The sequence below is a fragment of the Serratia sp. TMDUHS_CL genome, from assembly GCF_037137105.1.
Taxonomy (GTDB): Bacteria; Pseudomonadota; Gammaproteobacteria; order Enterobacterales; family Enterobacteriaceae; genus Serratia; species Serratia nevei.
The window spans coordinates 96,165-116,786 of record NZ_JBBBDV010000008.1 but is presented as its reverse complement, the minus strand read 5'-3'; the positions used below and the strand labels follow the sequence as shown (position 1 = coordinate 116,786).

19 protein-coding genes are annotated in these 20,622 nt (G+C 61.3%); 13 read left to right on the top strand and 6 right to left on the bottom strand.

The annotated features are described in order from the left end of the window. Nucleotides 1-2: 2 nt before the first annotated feature. From murD to lpxC, 9 genes are all read left to right on the top strand, one after another. Nucleotides 3-1,322, top strand: coding sequence for a UDP-N-acetylmuramoyl-L-alanine--D-glutamate ligase (gene murD, locus WCL58_RS15955; protein WP_033641855.1), 1,320 nt, complete (start codon nt 3-5; stop codon nt 1,320-1,322). Beyond that, on the top strand, nt 1,319-2,521 hold the full coding sequence (gene ftsW / locus WCL58_RS15950) for a cell division protein FtsW (protein WP_038873480.1): 1,203 nt from the start codon (nt 1,319-1,321) through the stop codon (nt 2,519-2,521). The genes murD and ftsW overlap by 4 nt, the downstream gene beginning before the upstream one ends. Before the next feature lie 3 nt (nt 2,522-2,524). Next, nucleotides 2,525-3,589 (top strand): undecaprenyldiphospho-muramoylpentapeptide beta-N-acetylglucosaminyltransferase, encoded by a 1,065-nt coding sequence (gene murG, locus WCL58_RS15945; protein ID WP_004932773.1) that lies wholly within the window; start codon nt 2,525-2,527, stop codon nt 3,587-3,589. 84 nt (nt 3,590-3,673) lie between these two features. Further along, entirely contained in the window at nt 3,674-5,149 is a 1,476-nt protein-coding gene (murC, locus tag WCL58_RS15940; protein WP_025301571.1) for a UDP-N-acetylmuramate--L-alanine ligase, read from the top strand. Continuing rightward, nucleotides 5,142-6,062 (top strand): D-alanine--D-alanine ligase, encoded by a 921-nt coding sequence (locus WCL58_RS15935; RefSeq protein WP_060422478.1) that lies wholly within the window; start codon nt 5,142-5,144, stop codon nt 6,060-6,062. Before murC ends, WCL58_RS15935 begins: the two co-directional genes overlap by 8 nt. A gap of 1 nt (nt 6,063) precedes the next feature. Continuing rightward, on the top strand, nt 6,064-6,915 hold the full coding sequence (gene ftsQ / locus WCL58_RS15930; RefSeq protein ID WP_004932761.1) for a cell division protein FtsQ: 852 nt from the start codon (nt 6,064-6,066) through the stop codon (nt 6,913-6,915). Next, nucleotides 6,912-8,168 carry a cell division protein FtsA gene (ftsA, locus tag WCL58_RS15925; RefSeq protein WP_004932758.1) on the top strand — a complete coding sequence of 419 codons (1,257 nt, stop codon included), beginning with the start codon at nt 6,912-6,914 and terminating at the stop codon, nt 8,166-8,168. Before ftsQ ends, ftsA begins: the two co-directional genes overlap by 4 nt. A gap of 74 nt (nt 8,169-8,242) precedes the next feature. Then, nucleotides 8,243-9,397, top strand: a complete 1,155-nt coding sequence (ftsZ, locus tag WCL58_RS15920) for a cell division protein FtsZ (RefSeq protein WP_004932757.1) — start codon at nt 8,243-8,245, stop codon at nt 9,395-9,397. A 103-nt stretch (nt 9,398-9,500) separates the two neighbouring features. Next, on the top strand, nt 9,501-10,418 hold the full coding sequence (lpxC, locus tag WCL58_RS15915; protein ID WP_004932754.1) for a UDP-3-O-acyl-N-acetylglucosamine deacetylase: 918 nt from the start codon (nt 9,501-9,503) through the stop codon (nt 10,416-10,418). 104 nt (nt 10,419-10,522) lie between these two features. On the opposite strand, the gene WCL58_RS15910 is transcribed toward lpxC, so the two are convergent. Continuing rightward, nucleotides 10,523-11,038 (bottom strand): DUF721 domain-containing protein, encoded by a 516-nt coding sequence (locus tag WCL58_RS15910; RefSeq protein WP_033637110.1) that lies wholly within the window; start codon nt 11,036-11,038, stop codon nt 10,523-10,525. Between the two features lie 26 nt (nt 11,039-11,064). Here WCL58_RS15910 and secM point away from each other — a divergent pair, with 26 nt between their 5' ends. From secM to mutT, 3 genes are all read left to right on the top strand, one after another. After that, nucleotides 11,065-11,595 carry a secA translation cis-regulator SecM gene (secM, locus tag WCL58_RS15905; protein ID WP_038873490.1) on the top strand — a complete coding sequence of 177 codons (531 nt, stop codon included), beginning with the start codon at nt 11,065-11,067 and terminating at the stop codon, nt 11,593-11,595. Between the two features lie 82 nt (nt 11,596-11,677). Continuing rightward, nucleotides 11,678-14,386: a preprotein translocase subunit SecA gene (gene secA, locus WCL58_RS15900; RefSeq protein WP_038873493.1), complete on the top strand. Its 2,709-nt coding sequence runs from the start codon at nt 11,678-11,680 to the stop codon at nt 14,384-14,386. An 80-nt stretch (nt 14,387-14,466) separates the two neighbouring features. After that, on the top strand, nt 14,467-14,871 hold the full coding sequence (mutT, locus tag WCL58_RS15895; protein ID WP_060440772.1) for an 8-oxo-dGTP diphosphatase MutT: 405 nt from the start codon (nt 14,467-14,469) through the stop codon (nt 14,869-14,871). 39 nt (nt 14,872-14,910) lie between these two features. Here mutT and yacG read toward each other — a convergent pair whose 3' ends face one another. Genes yacG through coaE form a run of 3 tightly spaced genes read right to left on the bottom strand, consistent with a single transcriptional unit; the run spans nt 14,911 to nt 16,526 of the window. Continuing rightward, nucleotides 14,911-15,102: a DNA gyrase inhibitor YacG gene (gene yacG, locus WCL58_RS15890; RefSeq protein ID WP_004932737.1), complete on the bottom strand. Its 192-nt coding sequence runs from the start codon at nt 15,100-15,102 to the stop codon at nt 14,911-14,913. A 51-nt stretch (nt 15,103-15,153) separates the two neighbouring features. Next, on the bottom strand, nt 15,154-15,906 hold the full coding sequence (gene zapD, locus WCL58_RS15885) for a cell division protein ZapD (protein WP_336851366.1): 753 nt from the start codon (nt 15,904-15,906) through the stop codon (nt 15,154-15,156). Nucleotides 15,907-15,911: 5 nt separating this feature from the next. Continuing rightward, entirely contained in the window at nt 15,912-16,526 is a 615-nt protein-coding gene (coaE, locus tag WCL58_RS15880) for a dephospho-CoA kinase (RefSeq protein ID WP_100396053.1), read from the bottom strand. Between the two features lie 362 nt (nt 16,527-16,888). Between coaE and WCL58_RS15875 the strand changes: the two genes are divergently transcribed. Next, complete coding sequence (locus WCL58_RS15875) at nt 16,889-17,932, top strand: GMP reductase (RefSeq protein WP_015376656.1); 1,044 nt, start codon at nt 16,889-16,891, stop codon at nt 17,930-17,932. Nucleotides 17,933-17,983: 51 nt separating this feature from the next. On the opposite strand, the gene hofC is transcribed toward WCL58_RS15875, so the two are convergent. Together hofC and gspE are read right to left on the bottom strand one after the other, a co-directional pair. Beyond that, on the bottom strand, nt 17,984-19,183 hold the full coding sequence (gene hofC / locus WCL58_RS15870) for a protein transport protein HofC (protein WP_336851365.1): 1,200 nt from the start codon (nt 19,181-19,183) through the stop codon (nt 17,984-17,986). After that, complete coding sequence (gene gspE / locus WCL58_RS15865; protein WP_084826848.1) at nt 19,180-20,622, bottom strand: type II secretion system protein GspE; 1,443 nt, start codon at nt 20,620-20,622, stop codon at nt 19,180-19,182. Before gspE ends, hofC begins: the two co-directional genes overlap by 4 nt.

Genomic DNA, 20,622 nt, shown 5'->3' with positions numbered 1-20,622 from the left:
TCATGGCAGACTATCAGGGTAGAAAAGTCGTCATCATCGGGTTGGGCCTCACCGGCCTGTCCTGCGTCGATTTCTTCATGGCGCGCGGTGTGACGCCGCGCGTGATGGATACCCGTATCGCGCCGCCAGGCTTGGACAAACTGCCTGAGAGCGTGGAGCGTCATCTGGGCGATCTGAATCAGGACTGGCTGCTGGCGGCGGATCTGATCGTTGCCAGCCCGGGCGTCGCGCTGGCGACCCCGGCATTGAGCGCCGCGGCGGATGCCGGCGTGGAAATCGTCGGCGACGTCGAACTGTTCTGCCGTGAAGCGCAGGCGCCGATCGTGGCGATCACCGGCTCCAACGGCAAAAGCACCGTCACCACCCTGGTGGGCGAGATGGCGAAAGCCGCCGGTTGGGCGGTGGGCGTGGGCGGCAATATCGGCCTGCCGGCGCTGAGCCTGCTGCGTCAGGAATGCCAGCTTTACGTGCTGGAGCTGTCCAGCTTCCAGCTGGAAACGACGTATAGCCTGCGGGCGGCGGCGGCGACCATCCTGAACGTGACCGAAGATCATATGGATCGCTATCCGTTCGGCCTGCAGCAGTATCGCGGCGCCAAGCTGCGCGTGTATGAAAACGCCGCCGTGTGCGTGGTGAACGCAGACGATGCACTGACCATGCCGGTGCGCGGCGCCGACGAGCGCTGCGTCAGCTTCGGCGCCGACGTGGGCGACTATCACCTGAACCGTCAGCAGGGGGAAACCTGGCTGCGGGTGCGCGGTGAGAAAGTGCTGAATACGCGCGAGATGAAACTGACCGGCCGCCACAACTACACCAACGCCCTGGCAGCGTTGGCGTTGGCGGATGCGGTCAATATCCCGCGCGCGTCCAGCCTGAAGGCGCTGACCACCTTCACCGGCCTGGCGCACCGCTTCCAGCTGGCCTGGGAGAACAACGGCGTGCGTTGGATCAACGACTCCAAAGCCACCAACGTCGGCAGCACCGAAGCGGCGCTGAACGGCCTGCAGGTAGACGGCACGCTGCATCTGCTGCTGGGCGGCGACGGCAAGTCCGCCGATTTCTCGCCGCTGGCGCGCTACCTGCAGGGCGACAACGTGCGTCTGTACTGCTTTGGCCGCGACGGCGCCCAGCTGGCACAGCTGCGGCCGGAGGTGGCGACGCTGACCGAGACCATGGAGCAGGCGATGCGCACCATCGCCGGCCGCGTACAGCCTGGCGACATGGTATTGCTGTCGCCGGCCTGCGCCAGCCTCGATCAGTTCCGTAATTTTGAAGTGCGCGGCGATGAGTTCGCCCGCCTGGCGCAGGAGCTTGGCGGATGAAACTACGCTTGCCGAACTTCGGGCTGACAGAACGACTGAAAGACTGGGTGACCGGCGCGCGCGACAACGACGCGGTCAACATGGTGCTGTACGATCGCACCCTGCTGTGGCTGACCTTCGGGTTGGCGATCATCGGCTTCGTGATGGTGACCTCGGCGTCGATGCCGATCGGCCAACGCCTGGCGGACGATCCGTTCCTGTTCGCCAAACGCGACGCGCTGTACCTCGGCCTGGCGTTCGGCCTGTCGCTGGTGACGCTGCGCGTCCCGATGGAGATTTGGCAGCGCTACAGCAACGTGATGCTGCTGATGTCGATCGTGATGCTGCTGATCGTGCTGGTGGTGGGGAGTTCGGTGAACGGGGCCTCGCGCTGGATCGCGCTTGGCCCGCTGCGTATTCAGCCGGCGGAGCTGTCCAAGCTGTCGCTGTTCTGCTACCTGGCGAGCTATCTGGTGCGCAAGGTGGAAGAGGTACGCAGCAACTTCTGGGGCTTCTGCAAGCCGATGGGCGTGATGGTGGTGCTGGCAGTGCTGCTGCTGGCGCAGCCGGACCTCGGTACCGTGGTGGTACTGTTCATCACCACGCTGGCGATGCTGTTCCTGGCCGGCGCGAAAATGTGGCAGTTCCTGGCGATCATCGGCTCCGGCGTGTTCGCCGTGGTGCTGCTGATCATCGCGGAACCGTACCGTATGCGCCGCGTGACGTCGTTCTGGAACCCGTGGGCCGATCCGTTCGGCAGCGGCTACCAGCTGACCCAGTCGCTGATGGCGTTCGGCCGCGGCGAGTTCTGGGGACAGGGGCTCGGCAACTCGGTGCAGAAACTGGAGTATTTGCCGGAAGCACACACCGACTTCATCTTCTCCATTTTGGGTGAAGAACTGGGCTATATCGGTGTGGTTTTAGCCCTGTTAATGGTATTCTTCGTCGCTTTTCGCGCGATGTCCATCGGGCGCCGCGCGCTGGAGATCGACCAACGCTTCTCCGGCTTCCTGGCCTGCGCGATCGGCGTATGGTTCAGCTTCCAGGCGCTGGTTAACGTCGGCGCCGCCGCGGGCATGCTGCCGACCAAAGGTCTGACGCTGCCGCTGATCAGTTACGGCGGCTCGAGCTTGCTGATTATGTCGACGGCCATCGTGCTGTTGCTGCGAATTGATTATGAAACGCGCCTGACCAAGGCTCAGGCGTTTGTGAAGAGGTAAGGGATGAGCGGGAAACCTAAGCGTTTAATGGTGATGGCAGGCGGTACCGGCGGGCACGTGTTCCCGGGGCTGGCGGTCGCGCATCATCTGATGGCGCAGGGCTGGCAGGTGCGCTGGCTCGGAACCGCAGACCGAATGGAAGCCGATCTGGTGCCGAAGCACGGGATCGAGATTGATTTTATCCGCATCTCCGGCCTGCGCGGCAAAGGCCTGAAGGCCCAGCTGACTGCGCCGCTGCGGATCTGGCAGGCGGTGCGCCAGGCGAAAGCCATCATGCGCAGCTATCAGCCGGACGTGGTGCTGGGGATGGGCGGTTACGTGTCCGGCCCCGGCGGCCTGGCGGCCTGGCAGTGCGGCATCCCGGTGGTGCTGCACGAGCAGAACGGCATTGCCGGCTTGACCAACCGCTGGCTGGCGCGCATCGCCGCCAAAGTGATGCAGGCCTTCCCCGGCGCATTCCCGAACGCCGAGGTGGTGGGCAACCCGGTACGTACCGACGTGTTGGCGCTGCCGTTGCCGGCGGAGCGGTTGCAGGGGCGCGAAGGCCCGATCCGCGTGCTGGTGATTGGCGGAAGTCAGGGCGCGCGCGTGCTGAATCAGACAGTTCCTGAAGTCGCGGCGCGTTTGGGCGATAGAATTACGCTCTGGCATCAGGTTGGCAAGGGCGCGCTGGAAACGGTGCTGCGCGACTACGAAAGGGTAGGGCAGACGCAGCACAAGGTGACCGAGTTCATCGACGATATGGCCGCCGCCTACGCCTGGGCCGACGTGGTGGTCTGCCGCTCCGGCGCGTTGACCGTCAGCGAAATCGCGGCAGCGGGGCTGCCGGCGATCTTCGTGCCGTTCATGCACAAGGACCGTCAGCAGTACTGGAACGCGCGTCCGCTGGAAGAAGCCGGCGCGGCGAAGATTATCGAACAGCCGCAGTTCAACGCCGATGTGGTGGCTGAACTGCTGGCGAGCTGGGATCGCAAGACGCTGCTGGCCATGGCCGAGAAAGCGCGTGCGGTCGCCATTCCGGACGCCACCGAGCGCGTGGCGGCGGAGCTGGTGCGGCTCGCCAAGTAACGAGTGCAGGGGTTCGGTGCGCCGAACCTGAATAAAAGCAATGTGATGTAGGGCCGGGGTACCGGATCCGGATTAGAGAGAGTGATGAATACACAACAACTGGCGAAACTACGTACTATCGTGCCCGAGATGCGTCGCGTCCGGCACATTCACTTTGTCGGCATCGGTGGCGCCGGCATGGGTGGTATCGCCGAAGTGTTGGCAAACGAAGGGTATCAGATCAGCGGCTCCGACCTGGCGCCGAATCCGGTCACCCAACAGTTGAGCGCGCTCGGGGCGACGATTTATTTCAATCACCGTCCGGAAAACGTGCTGGATGCGAGCGTAGTGGTGGTTTCTACCGCCATCTCCGCCGACAACCCGGAGATCGTCGCCGCTCGTGAAGCGCGCATCCCGGTGATCCGCCGCGCAGAAATGCTGGCGGAGCTGATGCGTTTTCGCCACGGCATCGCTATCGCCGGCACGCACGGCAAAACCACCACCACGGCGATGGTTTCGAGCATTTACGCCGAAGCCCGCCTGGACCCGACCTTCGTCAACGGCGGGCTGGTGAAGGCGGCGGGCACCCACGCGCGACTGGGGTCCAGCCGTTATCTGATCGCGGAAGCGGATGAGAGCGATGCGTCGTTCCTGCATCTGCAGCCGATGGTGGCCGTGGTCACCAACATCGAAGCCGACCATATGGACACTTACCAGGGTGACTTCGAGAACCTGAAGCAGACGTTTATCAATTTCTTGCACAACCTGCCGTTCTACGGCCGTGCGGTGATGTGCATCGACGATCCGGTCGTGCGCGAGCTGTTGCCGCGCGTGGGTCGCCACATCACCACCTATGGCTTCAGTGAAGATGCCGATGTGCGCATCGAAGACTACCGGCAGATTGGGCCGCAGGGGCACTTTACCCTGAGCCGTCAGGACAAACCGTTGCTGACGGTGACGCTGAACGCGCCGGGCCGCCACAATGCGTTGAACGCGGCGGCGGCGGTGGCGGTGGCAACCGAAGAAGGCATCGACGACGAAGATATCCTGCGCGCGCTGGCGGGCTTCCAGGGCACCGGGCGTCGCTTCGATTTCCTCGGCGAGTTCCCGCTGGAGCCGGTCAACGGCAAAGCGGGCAGCGCGATGCTGGTGGACGACTACGGCCACCATCCGACCGAGGTGGACGCCACGCTGAAAGCGGCGCGCGCCGGCTGGCCAGACAAGCGTTTGGTGATGATCTTCCAGCCGCACCGTTATACGCGCACCCGCGATCTGTACGACGATTTCGCCAACGTGCTGTCGCAGGTGGATGTGCTGCTGATGCTCGACGTGTACGCCGCCGGCGAAGCGCCGATCCCGGGCGCGGACAGCCGTTCGCTGTGCCGCACCATCCGCAGCCGCGGCAAGCTGGATCCGATCCTGGTTTCCGATGCCGATACCGTGCCGGAAACCCTGGCGCAGCTGCTGCAGGATGAAGACCTGGTGCTGGTGCAAGGCGCCGGCAACGTGGGCAAAATCGCCCGTAAACTGGCTGAGCTGAAGCTGCAGCCGCCGAAGAAAGAGGAGGAGCACCATGGCTGATAAAGTTGCAGTTCTGCTGGGCGGCACCTCCGCTGAACGTGAAGTCTCCCTGCAATCCGGCGCCGCGGTGCTGGCCGGGTTGCGCGAAGCCGGTATCGATGCGCACGGCGTCGATACCCGCGATTTCCCGGTGACCCAGCTGAAAGAGCAGGGGTTCACCAAAGTGTTTATCGCGCTGCATGGCCGCGGCGGCGAGGACGGCACCCTGCAGGGGCTGCTGGAGTTCCTCGAACTGCCTTATACCGGCAGCGGTGTGATGGCCTCGGCGCTGACCATGGACAAATGGCGCACCAAAATGGTGTGGCAGTCGATGGGTTTGCCGGTGGCGCCTTACGTGGCGCTGAATCGCCAGCTGTACCTCGGCGGCGAAAAAGCGGCGCTGCTGGCACGCGTGGCGGAGCTCGGCCTGCCGCTGATCGTCAAGCCGAGCCGTGAAGGCTCCAGCGTCGGCATGAGCAAGGTCACTGAAAGCGCCGCGTTGGAAGCCGCGTTGGAAGAGGCCTTCCGCCATGATGACGACGTATTGGTGGAGAAGTGGCTGAGCGGCCCGGAATATACCGTGGCGATGCTGGGCGACCAGGTTCTGCCGTCGATCCGCATCCAGCCGGCCGGCGTGTTTTACGACTACCAGGCCAAGTACATTTCGGACGACACGCAGTACTTCTGCCCGAGTGGTTTGAGCGCCGAGCAGGAAGCCGAGATGGCGGCGTTGGCGCTGCGCGCCTATCGCGGCCTGGACTGCAGCGGCTGGGGCCGCGTCGACGTGATGCAAGACAGCGATGGCAGCTTCTATCTGCTTGAGGTGAACACCTCTCCGGGCATGACCAGTCATAGCCTGGTGCCGATGGCGGCGCGCCAGTTTGGATTAAGCTTCTCGCAGTTGGTGGCGAGAATTTTGGAGTTGGCCGACTGATATGTCGCAAGCTGCCCTGAATGCGCGCGATCGCGAGGTGGATAACGGCCCGCGCCGCAGCAATGGAACCCAGTTGGCGGGAATGATTTTCCTGCTGATGGTGTTGGGAACGGTCGTGTGGAGCGGTTGGGCGGTGCTTGGCTGGATGAAAGACGCCAGTCGCCTGCCGCTCTCAAGGCTGGTGGTGACCGGCGAACGCCACTACACCACCAACGATGATATTCGTCAGGCGATCCTGGCGCTGGGCGCGCCCGGCACCTTTATGACGCAGGATGTGGACGTCATCCAGCAGCAGATCGAACGTCTGCCGTGGATCAAGCAGGCCAGCGTGCGCAAACAATGGCCGGATGAGCTGAAGATCCATCTGGTGGAGTACGTCCCGGTGGCGCGCTGGAACGATTTGCACATGGTGGACGCCGAAGGTAAAGCGTTCAGCGTGCCGGCGGAGCGGGCGGGCAAACAGAAGTTGCCGCTGCTCTACGGGCCGGAAGGGAGCGAGCAGGATGTGCTGGAAGGCTATCGGGCGATGAGCGCCACGTTGGCGGCCAGCAAATATACGCTGAAAATGGCGGCGATGACCGCGCGCCATTCCTGGCAGCTGGCGCTGGACAACGATGTCCGGCTTGAGCTGGGGCGCGATGACCGCAACGGGCGTTTGCAGCGGTTTATCGAGCTTTACCCGGTATTGCAGCAGCAGGGCCAGGCGGAGAGCAAGCGTGTCAGCTATGTCGATCTGCGCTACGAGTCCGGCGCTTCGGTAGGGTGGGCTCCGGTGTTGGTCGATCCGCAGGCGCTTGGCGGTCAGCAAAACAGTAATCAGCAACAGAATCAGGCACAGGCAAAACAACAATGATCAAGTCGACGGACAGAAAACTGGTAGTTGGACTGGAGATCGGTACTGCAAAAGTCTCCGCGTTGGTAGGGGAAGTTCTGCCCGATGGCATGGTCAACATTATCGGGGTGGGCAGTTGCCCGTCTCGCGGCATGGATAAGGGTGGCGTAAACGACCTGGAGTCGGTGGTGAAGTGCGTACAGCGCGCCATCGATCAGGCCGAGCTGATGGCGGACTGCCAGATCTCCTCGGTGTACCTGGCGCTGTCGGGCAAACACATCAGCTGCCAGAACGAAATCGGCATGGTGCCGATCTCGGAAGAGGAAGTGACGCAGGACGACGTGGAGAACGTGGTGCACACCGCCAAATCGGTGCGCGTGCGCGACGAACACCGCATTCTGCACGTGATTCCTCAGGAATACGCCATCGATTATCAGGAAGGCATCAAAAACCCGGTTGGGCTGTCCGGCGTGCGTATGCAGGCCAAGGTGCATCTGATTACCTGCCATAACGATATGGCGAAGAACATCGTCAAGGCCGTGGAACGTTGCGGCCTGAAAGTTGACCAACTTATTTTCGCCGGTCTGGCCGCGAGCTACGCGGTGCTGACTGAAGATGAACGCGAACTCGGCGTTTGCGTGGTGGATATCGGCGGCGGCACCATGGATATGGCGGTGTACACCGGCGGTGCGCTGCGCCACACCAAAGTGATCCCTTATGCCGGGAACGTGGTCACCAGCGATATCGCCTACGCCTTCGGCACGCCGCCGACCGACGCGGAAGCGATTAAAGTTCGACACGGCTGTGCGCTTGGGTCGATTGTTAGCAAGGATGAGAATGTAGAGGTGCCTAGCGTCGGGGGACGTCCTCCGCGCAGTCTGCAAAGACAGACGCTGGCTGAAGTCATTGAGCCACGCTACACCGAACTGTTGAATCTGGTTAACGATGAAATTTTGCAATTGCAGGAGCAACTGCGTCAGCAAGGGGTGAAGCATCATCTGGCAGCCGGTATCGTGCTGACCGGTGGCGCCGCCCAGATTGATGGCCTGGCAGCCTGTGCGCAACGGGTGTTCCACACCCAGGTACGCATCGGCCAACCCTTGAACATCACGGGTCTGACGGATTATGCGCAGGAGCCTTACTACTCTACAGCGGTAGGTCTGCTGCACTATGGAAAAGAGTCTCACCTGAGCGGTGAGACGGAAGTAGAAAAACGCGCCTCGGTGGGCAATTGGTTTAAACGCATCAATAGCTGGCTGAGAAAAGAGTTTTAATGTTTCAACAAAGAGATCATGCTGAGTAATCTTTTTATGATCTCGCAGCGACAGGCACAAAACGGAGAGAAACTATGTTTGAACCAATGGAACTAACCAATGACGCGGTGATTAAAGTCATCGGCGTCGGCGGCGGCGGTGGCAATGCCGTTGAACACATGGTGCGCGAGCGCATCGAAGGTGTTGAATTCTTCGCTGTGAACACGGACGCCCAGGCGCTCCGCAAAACGGCGGTTGGCCAAACCATCCAGATCGGTAGCGGTATTACCAAAGGTCTGGGTGCGGGCGCGAACCCGGAAGTGGGTCGCAATTCAGCGGAAGAAGACCGCGAAGCCCTGCGCGCAGCGCTGGACGGCGCAGACATGGTCTTCATCGCGGCCGGCATGGGCGGCGGTACCGGTACCGGTGCGGCACCAGTGGTGGCTGAAGTGGCTAAAGATTTGGGTATTCTGACCGTGGCCGTGGTGACCAAGCCTTTCAACTTCGAAGGCAAGAAGCGCATGGCATTCGCGGAGCAGGGTATCGCTGAGCTGTCCAAACACGTGGACTCGCTGATCACCATCCCGAACGACAAATTGCTGAAAGTTCTGGGTCGCGGCATCTCTCTGCTGGACGCATTCGGCGCGGCCAACGACGTGCTGAAAGGCGCGGTGCAGGGTATCGCCGAGCTGATCACCCGTCCGGGCCTGATGAACGTCGACTTCGCCGACGTGCGCACCGTGATGTCCGAAATGGGCTACGCGATGATGGGTTCCGGCGTGGCTTGCGGTGAAGACCGTGCCGAAGAAGCGGCCGAAATGGCGATCTCCAGCCCACTGCTGGAAGACATCGACCTGTCCGGCGCGCGCGGCGTGCTGGTCAACATCACCGCCGGCTTCGACCTGCGTCTGGATGAGTTCGAAACCGTGGGTAACACCATCCGTGCGTTCGCGTCCGACAATGCTACCGTGGTTATCGGTACCTCGCTGGATCCGGAAATGAACGACGAACTGCGCGTAACCGTGGTTGCAACCGGTATCGGTATGGACAAACGTCCTGAAATCACCCTGGTGACCAATAAGCAGGCCAGCCAGCCGGTGATGGATCACCGTTATCAGCAGCACGGCATGTCGCCTCTGCCGCAGGAAGTGAAACCTGCCGCCAAGGTGGTCAACGACCAAGCTGCGCAGCCGAATAAAGAGCCCGACTATCTTGATATTCCAGCCTTCCTGCGTAAACAGGCAGACTAAGAATATCCTGAGAATTTGGAATCTCCGCTCTTTGTGCTAAACTGTCCCGCCGGCCATGCTGTATGCTTGGCTGGTAGGATGGATAACATTGCGAGATAAAACGATGATCAAACAAAGGACATTAAAACGTATTGTTCAGGCGACTGGCGTCGGTTTGCATACCGGCAAGAAAGTCACGCTGACAATGCGCCCAGCGCCGGCTAATACCGGGGTCATCTATCGTCGCACTGACTTGAATCCACCGGTTGATTTTCCGGCTGATGCAAAATCCGTGCGTGATACCATGCTCTGTACTTGCCTGGTGAATGAGCATGACGTGCGTATTTCGACCGTTGAGCACCTCAACGCCGCGCTGGCTGGGTTGGGCATCGACAACATCGTTATCGAAGTCGACGCCGCTGAAATCCCAATCATGGACGGCAGCGCCAGTCCGTTCGTGTTCTTGCTGCTGGATGCCGGCATCGAAGAACTGAACTCGGCGAAGAAATTCCTGCGTCTGAAAGAGACCGTGCGTGTTGAAGATGGCGACAAATGGGCCGAGCTGTCCCCGCATAACGGGTTCCGCCTGGACTTCACCATCGACTTCAACCACCCGGCTATCGACGCCAGCTCTCAGCGCTATCGTCTCGATTTCTCGGCTGAGTCGTTCGTTCGTCAAATCAGCCGCGCGCGCACCTTTGGATTTATGCGCGACATCGAATACCTGCAGTCCCGCGGCCTGGCCTTGGGCGGCAGCTTCGATTGCGCTATCGTGGTGGATGACTACCGCGTGCTGAACGAAGACGGCCTGCGTTTCGAAGACGAGTTCGTACGTCACAAAATGCTGGACGCCATCGGCGACCTGTTCATGTGCGGCCACAACATCATTGGCGCGTTCACCGCGTTCAAGTCTGGCCACGCGCTGAACAACAAACTGCTGCAGGCCGTGCTGGCCAAGCAGGAAGCGTGGGAATACGTGACCTTCCAGGACGAAGCCGAAATGCCGCTGGCATTCAAGGCACCGTCCACCGTATTGGCGTAAGGTCTGAATTCCTCGCCTGCTGCGAATAACGGCAGGCGCATCCTCTGGGAGCCTGAGAACTCAGGCTCGTGATGCGATCTGATGTTTTGCAGCTGTGTCGCTGATTACTTATCACGACTGGTTGTGTTGGTACCCTCTCCGGCCAATGCAGCCAGCCGTTCCAATATCTTGCGCAGTTTCTCCGGGCTACGGCTCGCCAATCCTCTCAGTTCTTCCGCACTTTCCAGACTCAAATGCCGCATCGGCACGGGTTTTTCCGGCGCTTTCTCTGCGTTTTGCACCTGGTGGCTGCCTTTCGCCATCAAGGCCGGATTAATCCTGATGTCGATCGACGACAATGATGGTAGAATTTGCGCTCGTAGTGCAGACAGCAAAGCGGGTTGTTCGTAGCGCAAGCGCATCATCCAACTGGCATTTGCCGTTTCGAGCACTAAAATACCCTGTCGGAAATTCGCGACGCGGCACCAGGGATGCAGGGGAGCAGGCAACAGGCCCTTCACTGCACGGTTAAGCTTGAGCAGCGCCACCGCGCGTTGCTGGACGTTATGCAGCGGCCCTTTGCTGCCGGCAGACGCGTCGTCGAACAGGACATCTAATAATTGTGGACGGCTATCGCGCATAATGGGCTCCGGCGGATTATAAACTCGTGATCGGTATTCTAAATCGTTGGCGACAATTTGGCAGACGTTATTTCTGGCCCCATCTCCTGTTAGGGATGGTTGCGGCCACGCTTGGCGCGTCTTCCAATTTGCCCGGCGCCCCCGATCAGGCCGCACTGCCGAATACGTCGTCCAGCCTTAACCGGCAAAATTCAGCCAACGGCACCTTCAACAGCCTGGCCCTGCTGCAGGACGCGCACCGTCGCCCTACCTTCAGCGTAGATTACTGGCAGCAACATGCGCTGCGCACCGTCATTCGTCACCTCTCTTTCGCGCTGGCGCCGCAGGCGGTTTATGCGCGGGTGCAGGAGAGCGAAGCCGAAGCCGAACCGCCTTTGCAGGTAGCGCAACTGGCGCTGCTTTCTACCCTCAACGCGCTGCTGACGCACGAGCCGAAGCCGCCGACCATCATTCGCCATACCCACCTTGAGGTGCTGCCAACGCTGGCACGGCACCAGACCGGCCTGTGGGTGGCGCAGGTACAGGGCATTCGCGCCGGGCCTGCCGCGCTCGTCTGACTCTGCCCTCAGGGCACAAAAACCATAAATAATAGCAAGTTGACTGCCGTATTCGGCCGTCATGACAGAGATATCAAACATCATGTTAGTGAAATTATTAACCAAAGTTTTTGGCAGCCGTAACGATCGTACCCTGCGCCGCATGCGCAAAGTGGTTGAGCAGATCAACCGCATGGAACCGGACATGGAAAAACTGTCCGATGACGAACTGAAAGCGAAAACCAACGAGTTCCGTGCGCGCCTGGAGAAAGGTGAGTCGCTGGAAAGCCTGATCCCGGAAGCCTTCGCCGTAGTGCGTGAGGCGAGCAAGCGCGTGTTCGGCATGCGTCACTTCGACGTGCAGCTGCTGGGCGGCATGGTGCTGAACGACCGCTGCATCGCCGAGATGCGTACCGGTGAAGGTAAAACCCTGACCGCGACGCTGCCGGCCTACCTGAACGCTCTGAGCGGCCGCGGCGTGCACGTCGTGACCGTCAACGACTATCTGGCGCAGCGTGACGCCGAAAACAACCGTCCGCTGTTCGAGTTCCTCGGCCTGAGCATCGGCATCAACCTGCCGGGCATGCCGGCGCCGGCCAAGCGTGAAGCTTACGCCGCTGACATCACCTACGGCACCAACAACGAATACGGTTTCGACTACCTGCGCGACAACATGGCGTTCAGCCCGGAAGAGCGCGTGCAGCGCAAACTGCACTATGCGTTGGTGGATGAGGTGGACTCCATCCTGATCGATGAAGCGCGTACGCCGCTGATCATCTCCGGCCCGGCTGAAGATAGCTCCGAGATGTACATCAAGGTCAACAAGCTGATCCCTAAACTGATTCGCCAGGAAAAAGAAGACTCCGACACCTTCAAGGGTGAAGGGCACTTCTCGGTGGATGAGAAGGCGCGTCAGGTCCACCTGACCGAACGCGGCCTGATCCTGATCGAAGAGATGCTGGTGGAAGCCGGCATCATGGATGAGGGCGAATCGCTGTACTCGCCGACCAACATCATGCTGATGCACCACGTTACCGCCGCGCTGCGCGCCCACGTGCTGTTCACCCGCGACGTTGACTACATTGTGAAAGACGGCGAAGTGATCATCGTCGACGAACACACCGGGCGTACCATGCAGGGCCGCCGTTGGTCCGACGGCCTGCACCAGGCGGTGGAAGCCAAAGAAGGCGTGGAGATCCAGAACGAGAACCAGACGCTGGCTTCGATCACCTTCCAGAACTACTTCCGTCTGTACGAGAAGCTGGCCGGGATGACCGGTACCGCCGATACCGAAGCCTTTGAATTCAGCTCGATCTACAAGCTGGACACCATCGTGGTGCCAACCAACCGTCCGATGATCCGTAAGGACATGCCGGATCTGGTGTACATGACCGAGAAAGAGAAGATCGGCGCCATCATCGAAGACATCCGCGAGCGTACCGCCAAAGGCCAGCCGGTGCTGGTGGGTACCATCTCAATCGAGAAATCCGAAGTGGTTTCCCATGAGCTGACCAAAGCGGGCATCGAGCACAAGGTGCTGAACGCCAAATTCCACGCCATGGAGGCGGACATCGTCGCCCAGGCCGGCCAGAGCGGTGCGGTAACCATCGCCACCAACATGGCGGGCCGTGGTACCGATATCGTGCTGGGTGGCAGCTGGCAGGCCGAAGTGGCGTTGTTGGAAGAGCCGACCGAAGAGCAGATCGAGGCCATCAAAGCGGCCTGGAAAGTGCGCCATGACGCGGTGCTGGCGGCGGGCGGCCTGCATATCATCGGCACCGAGCGCCATGAATCGCGCCGTATCGATAATCAGCTGCGCGGCCGTTCCGGTCGTCAGGGCGATGCCGGTTCATCCCGCTTCTACCTGTCGATGGAAGATGCCCTGATGCGTATCTTCGCGTCGGATCGCGTGTCCGGCATGATGCGCAAACTGGGTATGAAAGAAGGCGAAGCGATTGAGCACCCGTGGGTGACCAAGGCGATCGCCAACGCCCAGCGCAAGGTAGAGAGCCGCAACTTCGACATCCGTAAGCAGCTGCTGGAATACGACGACGTCGCTAACGATCAGCGCCGCGCCATCTACAGCCAGCGTAACGAATTGCTGGACGTGTCCGACGTGAGCGAAACCATCGCCAGCATCCGCGAGGACGTGTTCAAGAGCACCATCGACAACTACATTACGCCGCAGTCGCTGGAAGAAGAGTGGGACATTCAGGGGTTGGAAGAGCGCCTGAAGAACGACTTCGATCTGGAGATGCCGATCGCACAATGGCTGGACAAAGAGCCGGAGCTGCACGAAGAGACGCTGCGCGAACGCATTCTGGAGAACGCCAAAGAGCAGTACCAGCGTAAGGAAGAAGTGGTCGGCAGCGAAATGATGCGCAACTTCGAGAAGGGCGTGATGCTGCAGACGCTGGATTCCCTGTGGAAAGAGCACCTGGCGGCGATGGACTACCTGCGTCAGGGTATTCACCTGCGCGGCTATGCGCAGAAGGATCCTAAGCAGGAGTACAAGCGTGAATCCTTCAACATGTTCGCCACTATGCTGGAATCGCTGAAATATGAAGTGATCAGCGTGCTGAGCAAGGTTCAGGTGCGGATGCCGGAAGAGGTGGAAGCGCTGGAACAGCAGCGCCGTGAAGAGGCCGAGCGCCTGGCGCAGCACCAACAGCTGAGCCACCACGACGAGAACGCGCTGGTGACCGAAGATCCGAACGCGCCGGCGACCGCCGAGCGTAAAGTGGGCCGCAACGATCCGTGCCCATGCGGCTCCGGAAAGAAATACAAGCAGTGCCACGGCCGCCTGCAGTAATGCCGGCTGCGATTAATCGATAATACCCAGGGGTTCAGCTTGCTGAGCCCCTGTTTTTTGACACCCATCAGGAGGGTGAGATGAAACATCTGAATATCGCCGTGGGCATCATCCGTAATGCGCAACGGGAGATCTTTATTACCCGCCGCGCCGCCGACGCGCACATGGCCGGATTTTGGGAGTTCCCCGGCGGCAAGATCGAACAGGGTGAAACACCGGAACAGGCGCTAAGTCGCGAGCTGCGGGAAGAGACCGGTATCGAAGCCGAACGTGCCGAACTGTTGGAGGTGGTGGAGCACCGCTTCAGCGATCGCATCGTGACGCTGAATTTTTATCTGGTGGAAGCCTGGGCGGGCGAGCCGTTCGGCCGCGAGGGGCAACCGATGCGCTGGGTTAAACAGGCGGAGCTGCGTGAAGACGAGTTCCCGGAAGCCAACACCGGCATTATTCAGCTGCTGGTGGCGCAGGCGAACGCCGCGCAATAACAAGGTTGGCCTGGCGGGCACCAGGCCAATTGCGGACGATCAACGATCGTCCATTTCACTCCAGTCTTCGCTTTCCGACAGATCGCTGTTGCTCGGAATACGCTTCTCTTCATCGGCCCACTCGCCGAGATCGATCAGCTGGCAGCGCTTGCTGCAAAACGGCCGGAAGGGGCTAACTTCACCCCAAACCACGCCGGTGCCACAGGTTGGGCATTTTACTACGGTCGTCATAACGGTTCCTTACGCCTTCTATCAGTGCTGAGAAGGCTTTCTTGCACAAGTTCAACAACAGGCCAGTTCGAACGTCAGGCGTTCAGGCACCACGCCATTTTCGCTATCCAGCGGCAGGAAACGAATGGCATAGCGGGTCTTGTGGCCGGAAATCTGCGGATAAAGCTGCGGCGCCAGATGGAGGCGCAGGCGCAGCAGATCCGCCCCTTCGACGTTGTCCTGGAAAAAGCCGTTCAGGCTGATCTGATTGCGGAACGGCCCCGACTGACGGATCAGATCCAACACCATGATCAGCGCCTGGTTCAGCGGATCCAGCGACTGCAGCCAGGTGGCGACGTCGGCATCGCGATCCTGCTGCGGCGCGTGCATCCACATGTGCAGGGTCGGCAGATCGAAGCTGCAGCAGCCGCCGGGAATATTCAGCCGCTGGCGCACCAGGCCGATCAGCCGATCTTCGCGCAGCGCCTGGCCGAGGCGCGGCGCCGCCATCAGCGCCGATGAGCGCGACTTCAACTGGCCGCGCAGCTGGTCGATCAGCGCCATATCCACGCCCGGCACATCGGCCCAGGCCAACAGTTTCTGCTGCTGGCGCTCCAGCTCTTTGAGCAGTTCGGTGCGTACTTCGCCGCGCTCCAGCACGTCCAGCAAGTCGGAGACGGTGCGAAAGAAGGTGAGGGCGATGGCGGTTTCACTCAGGGCGCGTTGGCCGTGCAGCTGTTGCAGCAGAAATTCGATGCGTAGCCAGGTACGCATTTTTTCGTTCAGCGGGTGTTCAAAGAGAACGGTTGGGGAAACATCACTCATGCAGTTTAATCCTGTTGGGGCGCTGTTGCCGCCAGTTCAAGGTAGCGACGATGCAGTGCGGCGACCTGTGGCTCTATCCCCTGAGCGGCGCCGCTGTTGTCAATAATGTCATCCGCCACGGCGAGGCGCTGCCGGCGCGTGGCCTGGGCGGCGAGAATGCTCTGCGCTTGCTCACGGCTGACGCCGTCGCGCGCGATGGTGCGAGCCAGCTGAGTTTCGGCGTCGACGTCGATCACCAGCACCCGATCGGCGCGATCCTGCAGACTGTTTTCCACCAGCAGCGGCACCACCCACAGCACGTACGGGCTGGTGGCCTGCGCCAGTTGGCGCTGGGTTTCACGGTGTATCAGCGGATGCAGCAGCTGGTTCAGCCAGGTTTTGTCATCGGGATGGCTAAAGATGCGCTGACGCAGCGCAGCGCGGTTCAATGCGCCGTCCGGCAGCAACATTTCATTACCAAATCGCTCGGCGATCGCGGCCAAAGCAGGGGTACCCGGCTCGACGACCTGACGGGCGATCACGTCGGCATCGACGAGGGTTGCGCCGTGGCGCGCAAAGGCGTTCGCGACGGTCGTCTTGCCGCTGCCTATGCCCCCGGTCAACGCAACAATGTAGGCCATGGTGTTAGGTGCATCCGATGTTCATAAAAAAATAATAGTCGAATCATAAAGCGATCGCGCAGAAGTGCAAGTCGGCAGGCGGCGCTTGCGCGTCGGCACCGATCGGACGGCGAGAAAAAGCGCAGCGGCACGGCAAAAATGAGCGGGCAATCACACTGCGGTTATGCAGGTAAATTTGTCGGATTGTAGCGTAAATAAAGGCGAATTCGCAGTCTTGTTCGGCGATTATTAGCGCGTATTATAACGTCACTGGAACTGGCATTAATCTCGCCGCCGTCTTTTTGCGCCACTGGAAAGCCGTCGGGCAGAGGTTCGAATATCCTCCTTGCGATCCGTCGCCATTAACCAGGAAATCATAAGTCATGCGTATTGAAGAAGATTTGAAGTTGGGCTTTAAAGACGTGTTGATCCGCCCTAAGCGCTCCACGCTGAAAAGCCGCTCCGAGGTTGAACTGGAACGTCAGTTTACCTTCAAGCATTCAGGTTGCAGCTGGTCCGGCGTGCCGATTATCGCCGCTAACATGGACACGGTGGGCACCTTCCGCATGGCCGAGGCCCTGGCTTCTTTCGACGTTCTCACCGCGGTACACAAACATTACAGCGTCGAGCAATGGGCTGACTTCGTGCAGCGCATGCCGGAATCGGTGCTGCGCCACGTAATGGTGTCCACCGGCACCTCCGAAGCCGACTTCGCCAAAATGCAGCAGATCCTGGCCCTGTCTCCGGCGCTCAAATTCATCTGCATCGACGTGGCCAACGGCTACTCTGAACATTTCGTCGCCTTCCTGCAGAAAGCGCGCGAAGCCTGCCCGAATCACGTGATCTGCGCCGGCAACGTAGTGACCGGCGAGATGGTGGAAGAGCTGATCCTCTCCGGCGCCGACATCGTTAAGGTCGGTATCGGCCCGGGTTCAGTCTGTACCACCCGCGTGAAGACCGGCGTGGGCTACCCGCAGCTGTCGGCGGTGATCGAATGCGCCGATGCGGCCCACGGGCTGGGCGGCCAAATCGTCAGCGACGGCGGCTGCTCGGTGCCGGGCGACGTTGCCAAAGCCTTCGGCGGCGGTGCTGACTTTGTGATGCTGGGCGGCATGCTGGCCGGCCACGACGAGTGCGAAGGCACCGTGGTGGAAGAGAACGGCGAGAAGTTCATGCTGTTCTACGGCATGAGCTCCGAGTCGGCGATGAAACGCCACGTCGGCGGCGTGGCGGAGTATCGCGCGGCCGAAGGCAAAACCGTCAAGCTGCCGCTGCGTGGCGAGGTGGAGTTTACCGTGCGCGATATCCTCGGCGGCCTGCGCTCCGCCTGTACCTACGTCGGTGCCGAGCGCCTGAAAGAGTTGACCAAGCGCACCACCTTTATCCGCGTGGCGGAGCAGGAAAACCGCGTCTTCGGCAGCAAATAAGCCGCACCTTGCATTCGGGCGCAGCGCACAGCGGCGCCCGCTATCCTCTCTTTATCCCAGCACGCTGCCCAGTTGAAAGATAGGCAGGTACATGGCGATCACCAAAGCGCCGACAATCCCGCCCACCACCAGCATCAGCAGCGGCTCCAGCGTTTGCGCCAGCGTATCGGCCAGCTCGTGCGTCTGCCGTTCGTACCACTGCGCCAATTTATCCAGCAAGGCGTCCAGCGAACCGGATTCTTCGCCCACCCGCACCAGCTGCCGGCACAGCGGCGGAAACAGCGGTTGCAGGCCCAGGGCATGATGAAATGCCTCGCCTTCGGCGATCTGCCGCTGCACCTGCTCCAGCGCCTGTCGGTACAGCAGATGATCCGCCGCCAGTGCCGCCGCGTTCAACCCTTCCACCAGCGTCAGCCCCGCGCGTTGGGTCATGGTCAGAATACGAAAGGTTTGGCTCAGCGCGCCGCCGCTCACCAGCCGGGCGATCAGCGGCAGGCGCAGCAAGGCGGCCTGTTCACGTCGGCGCCATGGCGGGCGTGGATGCAGCCAGCGGCAATAGCCGAGCAGCAATGCGCCGAGCAGCAGCGCCAAATAGGGGCCAACGGCGATCAGCAGCGCGGACACCCCCAATAACCCTTGGGTAAACCAGGGCAGCGGCGCATCGAATGACTGATAAACCTTGGCGAATTCCGGCAGCACCATCACCAGCATCAGCACGCTGACCAGCAGCGCCACCGCACAGATGAAGAGGGGATACCGCAGCGCTTTGGTCACTTTGCGGCGCAGCATCAGCTGGGCTTCCTGTTGTTGTGCCAGCTGCAGGCAGCAGCGATCGAGGTTGCCGGTCAGTTCGCCGATGGCGATCAGTTGGCGATAGATAAGTGGAAAAACGCCTGGCTGCGCGGCAAGGGTTTCGGAGAGCGGCTGCCCTTCGCGCACCTGTTCTGCCAACTGGCGCAACAGGCAACGCCAGGCTGCCGAAGGGTGCTCTGCCGCCAGCAGCTGCAACGTATTGACCAGCGGCAACCCGGCCTGCAACAGGGTGGCGAGTTGGCGGGTGAAGTGGATTAAGGGTTCTCCGCGCCACTGGCCGAGCGTGATGCGTTTGCCGTGCCCAATCCGCCAAGGCTGCAGGCCTTGTTCGATCAGCAACCGGCTCACCTGCCGTTTTTCATCGCTCATCAGTTCGCCGCGGCGCAAGGCGCCCTGGGCGTCGAAAGCCTGCCAAAGGAACAGCCGGTGCGCTTTCATGGTGCGGTTACGCCGAGCTGGACGACGTCGATCACGCGGTACAGTTCTTCCAGCGAGGTCGTGCCTTCGCTGGCCAGCGCCAGCCCGGCCTGCAGCAGCGAAAGCTGCCCCTGCTCGCGGGCGACATCCGCCAGCAGGCTGGGCGCGGCGTTCGCCAGCAACGCCGCCTGTATTTCCGGCGTAATGGCCAACAGCTCATACACGCCGATGCGCCCATAGTAGCCGCCGAAGCAATGCTCGCAGCCGTCGGCGCGCCAGGCGGTCAGCGGCTCCGGCCAGACCGAGGTAGGAAAATGCGTCGGCTGGCTGTGCGGGTAGCGGCAGTGGCGACACAGCCTGCGCACCAGCCGCTGTGCGATGACCAGCTTCAGGCAGCCGGCGAGCAGGTAGCCGGGGATACCCATGTGCATTAGCCGCGTCAGGGTTTCGCCGGTGGAGTTGGTATGCAGCGTCGACAGCACCAGGTGGCCGGTTTGCGCGGCCTTGACTGCGATCTCGGCGGTTTCCGCATCGCGGATCTCGCCGATCATGATGACATCCGGATCCTGGCGCAGCAGGGCGCGCAGCACCCGGGCGAAACTCAGCTCGGTTTTGGCGTTGATCTGGGTTTGATTGACGCCGAACAGCGGTATCTCGATCGGATCCTCGACGCTGCACAGGTTGCTTTGCGCATCGTTCAACTGGCGCAGACCGCTGTACAGCGTGACCGTCTTGCCGCTGCCGGTTGGGCCGGTCACCAGGATCAAACCTTGCGGGCAGGCCAGCGCCGTCGCGTAGCGCGCCAGATCCGCCCGGCCCATGCCCAGTTGATCCAGCGGCAGCTCCTGCTGCTCACCTTGCTGAACGCGCAGCACCACCTTTTCGCCGTGCAGCGTCGGCAGGGTGGCGATACGCATGGCATAGCGCGCGCTGTCCAGCGTCAGGCTGAGTTGCCCGTCCTGAGGCTGACGGCGCTCGGCGATATCCAACTGGCCGAGGATCTTCAGCCGGGCGATGAGGCGCGCGGCCAGCTGCGGCGGCGGTGAGGCGAGGGTTTGCAGCACACCGTCGATGCGCAGGCGAATGCGAAAATGCTGCCGAAAGGGCTCGAAGTGGATATCCGAGGCGCGGCGCTGGATGGCCAGACGCAGCGTCTGGTTGATGAACTGCACCACCGGTGCATCGCCGTCGTCGGGGTAGGCGATGTCGGCGGTGTCTTCTTCGGCTGCCAGCGGCGCCGGCAGCGATTCGTGGCGTTGGTTCAGCGCCTGCTCCAGCCTGGCCGCCGGCCAGTGTTCCAGATGGATGCGCTTGCCGGTGGCGAAACGCAGCGCCGCCAGCAGCCCCTGCGGCGCTTCTTCGTTGAGCGCGATCGTGAGAGTGGTCGGGTCTTCGTTCAGCGCCAGCGCCTGATAGCGCCGGCACAGGGCGTGAACCTCTTCGCTGATTTGCGCGTTCAT